This window comes from Streptomyces sp. NBC_01017 (assembly GCF_045162795.1).
In the GTDB taxonomy this organism is placed as follows: Bacteria; Actinomycetota; Actinomycetes; order Streptomycetales; family Streptomycetaceae; genus Streptomyces; species Streptomyces machairae.
Map to the genome: position 1 here is coordinate 4,399,254 of NZ_CP108683.1, position 12,903 is coordinate 4,412,156.

Consider the following 12,903-nt stretch of genomic DNA (forward strand, 5'->3'; position numbering starts at 1 on the left):
TCGACCGGCCTTCACTTTACGGCAGGTGTGGGCCACCTCACTCCGGAAGCCCGGTAGGCGAAGTCACGCCAACCTCAAGTGCACGATGTCGCCTGCTCCCACCGGCTCCTGCACGCCCTCCGCCGTGGCCAGCACCAGCCGCCCGTCCCCGTCGATCGCGACGGCCTCCCCCATGATCGACCGATGTCCCGGCAACTCGGCCCGCACCACTCTCCCCAGCGTCGCGCACCCCGCCGCATACGTCTCCTGGAGCCCGCTCACCACCGGATCCCCGGTCGCGGCCCGCCACCGTCCATACCACTCCTCCAGCGAGCGCAGGATGCCCCGCAGCACGGGATCCCGGTCCGTGCTCACGGCTCCGGCGAGGGCCAGGGAGCCCGCCTGCGGCACCGGCAGCTCGTCCGCACGCAGCGTGACATTGATGCCGACGCCGATGACCACACCCTCGTCCCCGGCCCGCTCCGCCAGGATCCCGCCGGCCTTGCGTTCCTCGCCGCCGACGGTCACCAGCAGGTCGTTCGGCCACTTGAGTGCCGTGTCGACGCCTGCCGCGCGCGACAGCCCCGTCGCCACGGCGACCCCCGTGAGCAGCGGCAGCCAGCCCCACCGGGGCACCGGCACCTCGGCCGGGTTCAGCAGCACGGAGAAGAACAGCCCCGAGCGGGGCGGTGCCGTCCAGGTGCGGTCCAGGCGGCCCTTGCCGGCCGTCTGCTCCTCGGCGACCAGCACCGAGCCCTCGACCGCCTTGCCGTCGGTCGCCAGGCCCACCAGGTCGCTGTTGGTGGAGCCGGTGCGCTGCACCACCTCCACCTCGCGCCACAGCCCGCCGTCCCGGATGAGCCCGCGCCGCAGTGCGGCGGCGTTCAGCGGTGGACGGTCCAGGTCGGACCAACGGCTGTCGTCTGATGCATCTCGCGGCGTCATGCAAGCCACCCTAGGTGTGTGAAACGCCGCACTGCTGATTCGTAGGCCCCCCACTACTCTACGGATGAGTAACCGTCCCCCCTTTTGAGCAGGCAGGGAGCGCCATCCCGATGTCCGAGCCGGAAGAGCGTCACGAGATCCAAGAGCCCCAAGGGATCGACATCCACACCACCGCGGGCAAGCTCGCGGATCTCCAGCGCCGTATCGAGGAAGCGACGCACGCCGGCTCCGCACGCGCCGTCGAAAAGCAGCACGCCAAGGGCAAGTTGACGGCCCGTGAGCGCATCGACCTCCTCCTCGACGAGGGGTCCTTCGTCGAGCTCGACGAGTTCGCCCGGCACCGCTCGACCAACTTCGGCCTGGAGGCCAACCGCCCGTACGGCGACGGTGTCGTCACCGGGTACGGAACCGTCGACGGCCGCCCCGTCGCCGTGTTCTCGCAGGACTTCACCGTCTTCGGCGGTGCGCTGGGTGAGGTCTACGGCCAGAAGATCGTCAAGGTCATGGACTTCGCGCTGAAGACCGGCTGCCCGGTCATCGGCATCAACGACTCCGGCGGCGCCCGTATCCAGGAGGGCGTGGCCTCGCTGGGCGCGTACGGCGAGATCTTCCGCCGCAACACCCACGCCAGCGGTGTGATCCCGCAGATCTCGCTCGTCGTCGGGCCCTGCGCGGGCGGTGCGGTCTACTCCCCCGCCATCACCGACTTCACGATCATGGTCGACCAGACCTCGCACATGTTCATCACCGGCCCGGACGTCATCAAGACGGTCACCGGCGAGGACGTCGGCTTCGAGGAGCTGGGCGGCGCGCGCACCCACAACTCCGCCTCGGGCGTGGCGCATCACATGGCCGGCGACGAGAAGGACGCCATCGAGTACGTCAAGCAGCTGCTGTCGTACCTGCCGTCCAACAACCTCTCCGAGCCCCCGGCCTTCCCGGAGGAGGCGGACCTCGCCGTCACCGACGAGGACCGCGAGCTGGACACGATCGTGCCGGACAGCGCGAACCAGCCGTACGACATGCACGCGGTGATCGAACACATCCTGGACGACGCCGAGTTCTTCGAGACGCAGCCGCTGTTCGCGCCGAACATCGTCACCGGGTACGGCCGGGTCGAGGGCCGCCCGGTCGGCATCGTCGCCAACCAGCCGATGCAGTTCGCCGGCTGTCTCGACATCGCCGCCTCCGAGAAGGCCGCGCGCTTCGTGCGCACCTGCGACGCCTTCAACGTCCCGGTGATCACCTTCGTCGACGTGCCCGGCTTCCTCCCGGGCGTCGACCAGGAGCACGACGGCATCATCCGCCGCGGCGCCAAGCTGATCTACGCCTACGCCGAGGCGACGGTCCCGCTGATCACGATCATCACCCGCAAGGCCTTCGGCGGCGCCTACGACGTCATGGGCTCCAAGCACCTCGGCGCCGACCTCAACCTGGCCTGGCCCACCGCCCAGATCGCCGTCATGGGCGCCCAGGGCGCGGTCAACATCCTGCACCGGCGCACCATCGCCGAGGCGGAGGCCGGCGGCGAGAACCCCGAAAACGCTGAGGCGGTGCGCGCCCGGCTGATCCAGGAGTACGAGGACGCGCTCCTCAACCCCTACGTCGCGGCCGAGCGCGGCTACATCGACGCGGTGATCATGCCGTCCGAGACCCGCCGCCATGTCGTGCGCGGTCTGCGTCAGCTGCGCACCAAGCGGGAATCCCTGCCCCCGAAGAAGCACGGCAACATCCCCCTCTAGGCCTGCTGGGAGCCGTCATGAACATCAAGGTCCTCCGGGGCAACCCGACACCCGAGGAGCTGGCCGCCGCACTGGCGGTGGTCCGCGCCCGCGCCGCGGCGGCAGCAGCCACGCCGCCCGGCGCACCCAAGCCGCGGGACGGGTGGTCGGACCCGTCCCGCATCGCCGCGCACCGGCTGCCGCAGCCGGGTCCGTCGACGTGGGCGCGCACGTACTGGCCCGGCTAAAGGGCCGTTGACACGGCTTCGGCCATCACCTCGTACCCGGCGTCGTTCGGGTGCAGGTGATCGCCGAAGTCGTACGACGGACGCAGCCGGTCCGGGTCCGCCGGATCGGCCAGCGCACGGTTCAGGTCCACCACCGCGTCGTACTCTCCCGAGCTGCGGATCCACTCGTTCAGCTCGTGACTCACCTTCGCCGCCCGCTCGCCCCAGTGGTCCGAGCCCCCGAACGGCAGCAGCGTCGCCCCGATCACCCTGACTCCCGCCGCCCTGCCCTGCCGTATCAACTCCCGGTGCCCGGCGATGAGTTCCCCGGCCTCCAGCACCGGCGCCGGTTTGTAGGTGGGCTGCTCGTCCGTCTCGCTGAAGCCGATGTCGTTCAAGCCGAGCAGGACGACGAGCGTGTCCACGCCCGGCGGGTCGAGGACATCCCGGCGCAACCGGTGCACGCCCTTCTCGCCGTACCACGCCGAGTCGTTGAGCAGCAGGTTCCCGCCGATCCCCGCGTTCAGGACCGGCCGGCCCGTGCGCTCGGCGAGGACGTCCGACCAGCGCCGGTCCGCGCCCGGCGTCGACCCGAACCCGTCGGTGATCGAGTCACCGAAGAGGGCGACGGCGTCCGTACGGCCCGCGTCGACCTCCACGGCCGACAGGAAGTACCACGACTCGGTCGCCGCGTCGAAGCCCTCGCCGCCGGGCTCCGCCGACCGGTCGCCCTCGCCCCGGTAACTGGTCGTGAAGGCCTGGGCATGGAAGGTCGCCGGGCCGGTGGCGGTGTCGAAGTGGAGCGTGACGGTCACCGACTCACCGGCGGCGACGGCGAGGGGGACGTCGTCGCTGACCAGCTCCCCGCGCGCCGTCGCGCCGGAGGCGCGCCGTGGATGCAGCACGCTCTGTGCGGCACCCCCGAAGGTGAGCCGCGTGAGCGAGCCCGGCTCCACGGCCGCCCCGGCGGCCGTACGCCCCACGCTCGCACCCGCGATCCGGACGGGCGACGTGCCGTACGCGTGGGAGAGCCGCACCCGCACCCGGCCGCCTCCCGCCGAGAGGCGTACGACCTGCCGTAGTGACTGGCGCCAGAAGCCCTCGCGGGACCAGTTGGGCGTGAAGCCCTCGCTGGGCAGCTGAGGTGATGCGGTCCAGGAAGTGGTGAACATGACACGACCCTCCAAACGGAACTGTAATCCCTTTAGCTAATGGAACGGTAGCACCATTTAGGGGAAAGTTGAGTATGCGTACTCAGGCGCCGCCGCGAACCGCCGACCGACGATGGAAGGCATGCTGTGGTCCGACCCCGAGAACGAGCCGCCCGAGGAACTGCGCGAGACGCAGGAGATGTTGCGGCGGCTGGGCGTTCTCATGGCGCTGGCCATGGTGCTCACGATGATCGTGCTCGGTCTGAGGTGAGTCCGGCCGGGCACGCCGATACGCTGACCGCATGACTGATCAGCCCCGTCGCCGGCTCGTCCTCGCCTCCCAGTCCCCCGCCCGGCTGAATCTCCTCCGCCAGGCCGGCCTGGTTCCCGAGGTCATCGTCAGCGGCGTCGACGAGGACGCCGTCACCGCGCCCACCCCCGCCGAGCTGGCCCTGGCCCTGGCCGAGGCGAAGGCCTCCGTCGTGGCGGCGAAGCCCGAGGTCATGGGCGCGATCGTGATCGGCTGCGACTCGGTCCTGGACCTGGACGGCCAGGCCCTGGGCAAGCCGGCCGACGCCGAGGAGGCCACGGCACGCTGGAAGTCGATGCGCGGCCGGGCGGGCACGCTGCAGACCGGCCACTGCGTCTACGACACCGCGACCGGCCGGTACACCTCGGCCACCGCCTCCACCGTCGTCCGCTTCGGCGAGCCGACCGACGAGGAGATCGCCGCGTACGTCGCCTCCGGCGAACCCCTCTACGTCGCCGGGGCGTTCACCCTCGACGGCCGCTCGGCCCCGTTCATCGACGGCATCGACGGCGACCACGGCAACGTGATCGGCATCAGCCTGCCGCTGGTGCGCCGACTGCTGGCGCAACTGGGCATCGGCATCACGGAGTTGTGGGCGCCGGCGGAGGCGTGACCGGAGAGCCTCCCGCCGGGGAGCCTGCCGCCGGGGAGCCGTCGCCGCCCTTGCCCCCGTCAGGAGCGGCGTCGGCGGGCTCCCCCGCGGCGCCGTGGGCGTCGTACGTCATGAGCAGCAGCACGATCAGGCCGAGCACGACGACCATGAACAGGAACGCCGTCCAGCCCACCAGGCCCCAGGCGAACGCGCCCAGCAGGGCGTGCACCACGGCCGCGCTGATCAGCAGGATGCGGCCGAAGCCGGCCGGGGCGCGGTCGCGCACGGCCACGAGCAGGGCGACCAGGCCGCACAGCGCGAAGTAGGCGCCGAAGACCAGGCCGCCGACCTTCGAGGACACCGACATCATGTTCGGGTCGAGCCCCGCCAAGGACATGTCCTGACGGTCGACGACGACCCCGAGGAACCAGTTCACAGCGGCGATGCCTAGCGCCTCCGTGAAGAGCACGACCGCCACCACCCACGCCACCGGCCTGCGCACCACCGGGCCCCACCCACTTCCGAGCTCCGCGCTGTTACCCCAAGTACGTTCAACTACATCGCGAACGCTACTAACGGGTAAACCCCGGGACAAGGGTTCGGTCGGGGGCAAAGAATCATTGGGCCATTCGTAGGGATTCCACAAAGAAACCGAGTGGCCCGCAGCACGTGATGACAGAGACCTTGACCACAGAGGAGGGCTAGGGTTTTCCGGGAGAGACCTGCGTGCCGAGGCGCGACATGGGATTTCGCAGGTCGAGCAAGCCTGGAATCACGCTCCGTGTGGGCAAGCTCACCACTGGGGACGGGTCGATGTGGCGTGTCGGCAGTCCCTAAACTCGGCTTGTTTCAAGGAGGGAGCCTCAATCGTGCGCAAGGTGCTCATCGCCAACCGTGGCGAAATCGCTGTCCGCGTGGCCCGGGCCTGCCGGGATGCCGGGATCGCGAGCGTGGCCGTCTACGCGGATCCGGACCGCGACGCTCTGCATGTCCGCGCTGCGGATGAGGCGTTCGCCCTGGGCGGTGACACCCCGGCAAGCAGCTATCTGGACTTCGACAAGGTCCTGAACGCGGCACGCGAGTCCGGCGCGGACGCCATCCACCCGGGCTACGGGTTCCTGTCGGAGAACGCCGAGTTCGCCCAGGCCGTCCTGGACGCCGGTCTGGTCTGGATCGGCCCGCCGCCGCAGGCCATCCGCGACCTCGGTGACAAGGTCGCCGCCCGGCACATCGCCCAGCGCGCCGGCGCCCCGCTGGTCGCGGGCACGCCCGACCCGGTGTCGGGGGCGGATGAGGTCGTCGCCTTCGCCGAGGAGCACGGCCTGCCGATCGCGATCAAGGCAGCCTTCGGCGGCGGCGGACGCGGACTGAAGGTCGCCCGCACGCTGGAGGAAGTGCCGGAGCTGTACGACTCCGCGGTCCGTGAGGCCGTGGCGGCGTTCGGGCGCGGGGAGTGCTTCGTCGAGCGCTACCTCGACAAGCCCCGCCACGTCGAGACGCAGTGCCTGGCCGACCAGCACGGCAACGTCGTGGTCGTCTCCACGCGTGACTGCTCGCTGCAGCGCCGCCACCAGAAGCTGGTGGAGGAAGCCCCGGCCCCGTTCCTCTCCGAGGCGCAGGTCGCGGAGCTGTACTCCGCCTCCAAGGCCATCCTCAAGGAGGCCGGCTACGTCGGCGCAGGCACCGTCGAGTTCCTCGTCGGCATGGACGGCACGATCTCGTTCCTGGAGGTCAACACCCGCCTCCAGGTCGAGCACCCGGTCACCGAGGAGGTCACCGGCATCGACCTCGTGCGCGAGATGTTCCGCATCGCCGACGGCGAGGAACTCGGCTACGACGACCCGCAGCTGCGCGGCCACTCCTTCGAGTTCCGCATCAACGGCGAGGACCCGGGCCGCAACTTCCTGCCCGCCCCCGGCACGGTCACCACGTTCGCCCCGCCGACCGGCCCGGGCGTCCGCCTGGACGCCGGCGTCGAGTCGGGCTCGGTCATCGGCCCGGCGTGGGACTCCCTGCTCGCCAAGCTGATCGTCACCGGCGCCACCCGTCAGCAGGCGCTCCAGCGCGCCGCCCGCGCCCTCGCCGAGTTCCAGGTCGAGGGCATGGCCACCGCGATCCCGTTCCACCGCGCGGTCGTCAAGGACCCGGCCTTCGCGCCGGAACTGACCGGCTCCAGCGACCCGTTCACGGTCCACACCCGCTGGATCGAGACCGAGTTCGTCAACGAGATCAAGCCCTTCGCCGCCCCCGCCGACGTGGAGGCGGACGAGGAAGCCGGCCGCGAGACGGTCGTGGTGGAGGTCGGCGGCAAGCGCCTGGAGGTCTCCCTCCCGTCCTCGCTCGGCATGAGCCTGGCCCGCACCGGCCTCGCCGCCGGGGCCAAGCCGAAGCGCCGCGCGGCCAAGAAGTCCGGCCCCGCCGCCTCCGGCGACACCCTCGCCTCCCCGATGCAGGGCACCATCGTCAAGGTCGCCGTCGAGGAAGGCCAGGAGGTCAAGGAAGGCGACCTGATCGTCGTACTCGAAGCGATGAAGATGGAACAGCCGCTCAACGCCCACAGGTCCGGCACCATCAAGGGCCTGTCCGCCGAGGTCGGCGCGTCGCTCACCTCCGGCGCGGCCATCTGCGAGATCAAGGACTGACGCACCCGGCACAAGCCTTACGGCATCCGAGGCGCCCGGCGGACTGGAACACACAGTCCGCCGGGCGCCTCGTTGCAGCCGGGCGCGATGGCATCCTGGAGGCACGCCAAGGGCGCGAGAGAGGGCAGGTGAGAGTCATGGTGGGCGCGATCTCGCGCGAGAGTGCGGGGAACTCGGGCACGGCGGCGACGCCGACGGCACAGCCGCGTGCCATGCGCGCCGATGCCCGCCGCAACCATGAGCGCCTGCTGGCCGAGGCCAGGTCCGCCTTCGCCGCCCACGGCACGGACGCGTCGCTGGAGGACGTGGCCCGCCGCGCGGGCGTCGGGATCGGCACGCTGTACCGCCACTTCCCCAACCGCGACGCCCTGTTGAGCGCGGTCTTCGAGGACGCCGTCGGCGACCTGCTGACCAGGTCCCGCGAACTCCTGCACGCCCCGGAGCCCTGCGCGGCCCTGGTGACCTGGCTGCGCGAGATGGTCACCCATGCCGGCGAGTACCGCGGCCTGGCCAGGTCCCTGATGTCCGTCTCGTACGACAACACCTCGGCCCTGGCCCGATGCAGCGGCCCGATCAGACAGGCGGGCGGCGCGCTGCTGGCCCGGGCTCAGGAGTCGGGTGCCGTGAGACCGGACGTCTCGATCAACGACCTGCTTCAGCTGACCCACGCGATCGCACTGGCGGCGGAGGAAACGCCGGGAGACCCGGACCTCGCGGACAGATTGCTGCACTTGACGCTGCGGGGACTGAAGCCGGCCTAGGGGGCGAGGCTGTATCGATGTGCGGCTCCGCCGCGTGGGCGCGACCAGCCACAAACCACCCGCACGCGCACATCAGCGCAAACCCCTACGGCGAAGTGGCGCCCGGCCGCGCCGTCGGCAGACTACCGCCGCCGCAGATCCGCGACGCGAGCCCGCTCGCGTTCCCGCTCCGCCCCCTGCTCACCCAGCACCGCCGCGGCCGAACGCAACCCCGCGGCACCGCCCGGCACCTGACCCCGCCGCGGCCCCGGCAAGGCACGCCGCCGCGCCGGGACCTCGTCACCCCCCGGGTTCCCGGTCGCCCCGGCCACGGCGATCTGCACCCCCTGATCGGCCAGGGCCTGGAGCTCGGTGTGGGCGCGGTCGTCATGGGCCGGCGGCTCGTCGGTGACCAGCCGGGTGATGACATCCGTGGGCACCGTCTGGAACATCGTGTCCGTGCCGAGCTTGGTGTGGTCGGCGAGGACGACGACCTCCGCGGCCGCCTGGACGAGGGCCCGGTCGACGGAGGCCGAGAGCATGTTGGACGTGGACAGGCCGCGCTCGGCGGTCAGACCGCTCCCGGAGAGGAAGGCCCGCGACACCCGCAGCCCCTGCAGGGACTGCTCGGCACCGCTGCCCACCAGGGCGTAGTTGGACCCGCGGAGCGTCCCGCCGGTCATCACGACCTCGACCCGGTTGGCATGGGCCAACGCCTGGGCCACCAGGAGGGAGTTGGTGACGACGGTCAGTCCGGGCACCCGGGCGAGCCGGCGGGCCAGCTCCTGTGTGGTGGTTCCCGCCCCGACGACGATTGCCTCGCCCTCTTCCACGAAATTCGCGGCGAGGTCGGCGATGGCCGTCTTCTCGGCGGTCGCGAGATGTGACTTCTGCGGAAAGCCGGACTCCCGCGTGAACCCGCCCGGCAATACCGCACCGCCGTGCCGGCGGTCGAGGAGTCCTTCTGCCTCCAGTGCGCGCACGTCCCGCCGTACGGTCACTTCGGAGGTCTGGACGACGCGGGCGAGCTCACGGAGCGACACGGCCCCGTTCGCTCGCACCATTTCGAGGATCAATTGGCGACGTTCTGCAGCGAACACGAAACTGACAGTAACCCCAACGACCGTCTGGTTTCAGCAGTTTGCGCCGAATAACAGAAGTTGTTCGCACGCGAGGGCAAGGAGTGGTATAGGGCCTAGTCCCGCCGCCTATGCCGTACGCATGCTCGACAACTCCCTGTGACCAGCGGGGAATCGGTTCCGGCCGCCCGGTTTCGCCCTAGAGTTCGCCTCCGGACTTCCGGGTGTGGAGCTGTCGTGCCACCTCGGCGATCGACCCCGAAAGAGAGGGGTACACGGTGAAGGCGTTCGCGATCTGTTCGACCGTCAGATTGTTGTCGACCGCGATCGAGATCGGATGGATCAGTTCCGAGGCGCGCGGGGAGACGACCACGCCGCCGACCACGATGCCCGTGCCCGGACGACAGAAGATCTTGACGAAGCCGTCCCGGATGCCCTGCATCTTCGCGCGCGGGTTGCGCAGGAGGGGGAGCTTGACGACCCGGGCATCGATCTTGCCCCCGTCGACATCCGCCTGGGTGTAGCCGACGGTGGCGATCTCGGGGTCGGTGAAGACGTTGGACGAGACCGTCTTCAGGTTCAGCGGGGCCACCGCGTCGCCGAGGAAGTGGTACACGGCGATACGTCCCTGCATCGCCGCGACCGACGCGAGGGCGAAGACTCCGGTCACGTCACCGGCCGCGTACACGCCGGGGGCCGTCGTCCGGGACACCTTGTCGGTCCAGATGTGTCCCGACTCGCGCAGCTTGACGCCGGCCTCCTCCAGGCCCATGCCCTCGGAGTTCGGGATGGCGCCGACGGCCATGAGGCAGTGGCTGCCGCTGATGACGCGGCCGTCGGCGAGGGTGACCTCGACGCGGTCGCCGACCCGCTTGGCGGCGGCGGCACGCGAGCGGGCCATGACGTTCATGCCGCGGCGCCGGAAGACGTCCTCGAGGACGGCGGCGGCGTCCGGGTCCTCACCCGGCAGCACGCGGTCCCGGGACGACACGAGGGTGACCCGCGAGCCGAGCGCCTGGTAGGCGCCCGCGAACTCGGCGCCGGTGACACCGGAGCCGACCACGATGAGTTCCTCGGGCAGCTCGGTGAGGTCGTAGACCTGGGTCCAGTTGAGGATGCGCTCGCCGTCGGGCTGGGCGTCGGGCAGCTCGCGCGGGTGACCGCCGGTGGCGATGAGGACGGCGTCCGCGGTGAGGGTCTCCTCGGTGCCGTCGGCGGCACGGACGACGACCTTGCGCGAGCCGTCGAGGCCCTGCATGCCCTCCAGCCGGCCGCGGCCGCGCAGGACCCGGGCGCCGGCGCGGGTGACGGAGGCGGTGATGTCGTGGGACTGCGCGAGCGCGAGCCGCTTGACACGCCGGTTGACCTTGCCCAGGTCCACGCCGACGACACGCGCGGGCGTATCGATGTGCGGGGTGTCGTCGGCGACGATGATCCCCAGCTCCTCGTACGAGGAATCGAAGGTGGTCATCACCTCGGCCGTGGCGATGAGAGTCTTCGACGGCACGCAGTCGGTGAGCACCGACGCCCCGCCCAGACCGTCGCAGTCGACGACGGTCACCTCCGCGCCGAGCTGGGCGGCCACCAGGGCCGCCTCGTATCCGCCGGGTCCGCCACCGATGATCACGATCCGAGTCACGTACTCCATTGTCCCGCACGCATCACCGTGGTACTGCCTGGGGGCCCGCCCGAGACACCACCGTTACGGGAGGGGCACACGATTCACCTGCCGTACCCTCTCCCCATGTCGCTCTACGCCGCGTACGCCGGCAATCTCGACGCGCGGCTGATGACGCGCCGCGCCCCGCACTCGCCGCTGCGCGCCACCGGCTGGCTGAACGGGTGGCGACTGACGTTCGGGGGCGAGCAGCTCGGCTGGGACGGCGCGCTGGCAACGCTCGTCGAGGAACCCGGCGAGCAGGTCTTCGTCGCGCTGTACGACGTCGCCCCGATGGACGAGGACTCCCTGGACCGCTGGGAGGGCGTCGGCCTCGGCATATACCGCCGGCTGCGGGTGCGCGTGCACACGCTGGAGGGCGAGGAGTCGGCGTGGGTGTACGTGCTGAACGCGTACGAGGGCGGGCTGCCCTCCGCGCGGTACCTCGGCGAGGTCGCGGATGCTGCGGAGTCGGCCGGCGCGCCACACGATTACGTGATGGAGCTGCGGAAGCGCCCCTGCTGACGGAGGGCGACTTCTAGACTGGGCGAATCGGCCCATCATCGGGAGAACTCATGGCCCCCACCACGTATGACGTCTACTACACGGTGCAGGCCGCCGAGGCCCGTGACCGGCTCGACGACAGGCAGCGCAACGCGTTCGACAAGGGCATCGCGCTGCTGGCCCGCGACCCGTTCCTCTCGGTGTCACGGCCCATAAGCTCCACCGGCGACGACCGGACGATCCGGCTCACGCAGAACGTCCTCGTGGAGTACACGGTCAGCCGCGGCCGGCTGTTGATCTTCATCGTCGAGGTCTTCAACGACAAGGACGTCCTCATTCCCGAGGAGTGAGCGTGCCGCTTCCCGGTGCGGTCTTCGTTGGAAACGACAAGACAACGATCGCCATCCCGTGAGCTCTGTCATCTACGCGCGTAGGCCCAGACCGGCTACCCTCAGTCGCGTGAACGCATCTCTTCTTCCGGACGACATCCAGGGCGACCCCCACGCCGCCGCCGACGCCGCCGCCGCGCGCCTGCGCGAACTCACGGGCGCCGAGACCCACGACGTCGCCCTCGTGATGGGCTCCGGCTGGGCTCCGGCCGTGGACGCCCTCGGCGAACCCGAGGCCGAGTTCCAGGTCACCGAGCTGCCGGGGTTCCCCCCGCCGGCGGTGGAAGGGCACGGCGGCAAGATCCGCTCGTACCGGATCGGCAACAAGCGCGCGCTGGTCTTCCTGGGCCGTACGCACTACTACGAGGGCCGTGGGGTGGCCGCCGTCGCGCACGGGGTGCGTACCGCGGTGGCCGCCGGCTGCAAGACGGTCGTCCTCACCAACGGGTGCGGCGGTCTGCGCGAGGGCATGCGTCCCGGGCAGCCGGTCCTGATCAGCGACCACATCAACCTCACGGCCACGTCCCCGATCATCGGCGCGAACTTCGTCGACCTCACGGACCTGTACTCGCCGCGGCTGCGGGCGCTGTGCAAGGAGATCGACCCCTCGCTGGAGGAGGGCGTCTACGCCCAGTTCCCCGGGCCGCACTACGAGACGCCGGCGGAGATCCGGATGGCTCGGGTCATCGGGGCCGATCTGGTGGGTATGTCGACGGTGCTCGAAGCCATCGCCGCGCGTGAGGCGGGGGCCGAGGTGCTGGGGATCTCGCTGGTGACGAACCTTGCGGCGGGGATGACGGGGGAGCCGCTGAACCACGAGGAGGTTCTGCAGGCCGGGCGGGACTCGGCCACGCAGATGGGGTCGTTGCTGGCGCAGGTGCTGGGGCGTCTGTAGGGCCGCTTTCTTCGCCCCCGCCGCCCCTACCCGTCCCGTCCTTGAAGGGGCTCCGCCCCTTCGACCCCGCTC

The 12,903-nt window shown here is 70.7% G+C and carries 14 protein-coding genes; 9 read left to right on the forward strand and 5 right to left on the reverse strand.

Translation table 11 applies throughout. The annotated features are described in order from the left end of the window. Positions 1 to 63: 63 nt before the first annotated feature. Positions 64 to 924 (reverse strand): biotin--[acetyl-CoA-carboxylase] ligase, encoded by an 861-nt coding sequence (locus tag OG331_RS19835; protein ID WP_406198042.1) that lies wholly within the window; start codon positions 922 to 924, stop codon positions 64 to 66. A 110-nt stretch (positions 925 to 1,034) separates the two neighbouring features. Here OG331_RS19835 and OG331_RS19840 point away from each other — a divergent pair, with 110 nt between their 5' ends. Beyond that, entirely contained in the window at positions 1,035 to 2,666 is a 1,632-nt protein-coding gene (locus tag OG331_RS19840; protein WP_406198044.1) for an acyl-CoA carboxylase subunit beta, read from the forward strand. A gap of 17 nt (positions 2,667 to 2,683) precedes the next feature. Continuing rightward, positions 2,684 to 2,893, forward strand: coding sequence for an acyl-CoA carboxylase epsilon subunit (locus OG331_RS19845; RefSeq protein WP_328879672.1), 210 nt, complete (start codon positions 2,684 to 2,686; stop codon positions 2,891 to 2,893). Here the strand turns inward: OG331_RS19845 and OG331_RS19850 are convergent. Continuing rightward, positions 2,890 to 4,044, reverse strand: coding sequence for an SGNH/GDSL hydrolase family protein (locus tag OG331_RS19850; protein ID WP_406198047.1), 1,155 nt, complete (start codon positions 4,042 to 4,044; stop codon positions 2,890 to 2,892). The genes OG331_RS19845 and OG331_RS19850 overlap by 4 nt on opposite strands. A 121-nt stretch (positions 4,045 to 4,165) precedes the next feature. Between OG331_RS19850 and mmpB the strand changes: the two genes are divergently transcribed. Then, on the forward strand, positions 4,166 to 4,294 hold the full coding sequence (gene mmpB, locus OG331_RS19855; RefSeq protein WP_328424162.1) for a morphogenic membrane protein MmpB: 129 nt from the start codon (positions 4,166 to 4,168) through the stop codon (positions 4,292 to 4,294). 31 nt (positions 4,295 to 4,325) lie between these two features. After that, the gene (locus tag OG331_RS19860) at positions 4,326 to 4,946 is read left to right on the forward strand and encodes a Maf family protein (protein ID WP_406198050.1); all 621 of its coding nucleotides are present in this window, start codon (positions 4,326 to 4,328) and stop codon (positions 4,944 to 4,946) included. Here OG331_RS19860 and OG331_RS19865 read toward each other — a convergent pair. Next, positions 4,915 to 5,430 (reverse strand): hypothetical protein, encoded by a 516-nt coding sequence (locus tag OG331_RS19865; protein ID WP_406198052.1) that lies wholly within the window; start codon positions 5,428 to 5,430, stop codon positions 4,915 to 4,917. The two genes, OG331_RS19860 and OG331_RS19865, sit on opposite strands and share 32 nt — an antisense overlap. Positions 5,431 to 5,794: 364 nt before the next feature. On the opposite strand from OG331_RS19865, the gene OG331_RS19870 reads away from it, so the two are divergent. Both OG331_RS19870 and OG331_RS19875 read left to right on the forward strand, forming a co-directional pair. Then, the gene (locus OG331_RS19870) at positions 5,795 to 7,567 is read left to right on the forward strand and encodes an acetyl/propionyl/methylcrotonyl-CoA carboxylase subunit alpha (protein WP_406198054.1); all 1,773 of its coding nucleotides are present in this window, start codon (positions 5,795 to 5,797) and stop codon (positions 7,565 to 7,567) included. A gap of 137 nt (positions 7,568 to 7,704) precedes the next feature. Beyond that, positions 7,705 to 8,328: a TetR/AcrR family transcriptional regulator gene (locus tag OG331_RS19875; RefSeq protein WP_406198056.1), complete on the forward strand. Its 624-nt coding sequence runs from the start codon at positions 7,705 to 7,707 to the stop codon at positions 8,326 to 8,328. A gap of 122 nt (positions 8,329 to 8,450) precedes the next feature. Here OG331_RS19875 and OG331_RS19880 read toward each other — a convergent pair whose 3' ends face one another. Together OG331_RS19880 and OG331_RS19885 are read right to left on the reverse strand one after the other, a co-directional pair. Continuing rightward, positions 8,451 to 9,407: a DeoR/GlpR family DNA-binding transcription regulator gene (locus OG331_RS19880; RefSeq protein WP_328879678.1), complete on the reverse strand. Its 957-nt coding sequence runs from the start codon at positions 9,405 to 9,407 to the stop codon at positions 8,451 to 8,453. Positions 9,408 to 9,585: 178 nt separating this feature from the next. Continuing rightward, positions 9,586 to 11,034 carry an NAD(P)H-quinone dehydrogenase gene (locus OG331_RS19885; RefSeq protein ID WP_406198059.1) on the reverse strand — a complete coding sequence of 483 codons (1,449 nt, stop codon included), beginning with the start codon at positions 11,032 to 11,034 and terminating at the stop codon, positions 9,586 to 9,588. A gap of 96 nt (positions 11,035 to 11,130) precedes the next feature. On the opposite strand from OG331_RS19885, the gene OG331_RS19890 reads away from it, so the two are divergent. From OG331_RS19890 to OG331_RS19900, 3 genes are all read left to right on the forward strand, one after another. Beyond that, entirely contained in the window at positions 11,131 to 11,568 is a 438-nt protein-coding gene (locus OG331_RS19890; protein WP_328879680.1) for a gamma-glutamylcyclotransferase, read from the forward strand. A 50-nt stretch (positions 11,569 to 11,618) separates the two neighbouring features. Continuing rightward, positions 11,619 to 11,897 (forward strand): hypothetical protein, encoded by a 279-nt coding sequence (locus OG331_RS19895; RefSeq protein WP_362385170.1) that lies wholly within the window; start codon positions 11,619 to 11,621, stop codon positions 11,895 to 11,897. Positions 11,898 to 12,006: 109 nt separating this feature from the next. After that, positions 12,007 to 12,831 carry a purine-nucleoside phosphorylase gene (locus tag OG331_RS19900; protein ID WP_362385168.1) on the forward strand — a complete coding sequence of 275 codons (825 nt, stop codon included), beginning with the start codon at positions 12,007 to 12,009 and terminating at the stop codon, positions 12,829 to 12,831. Positions 12,832 to 12,903: the final 72 nt, after the last annotated feature.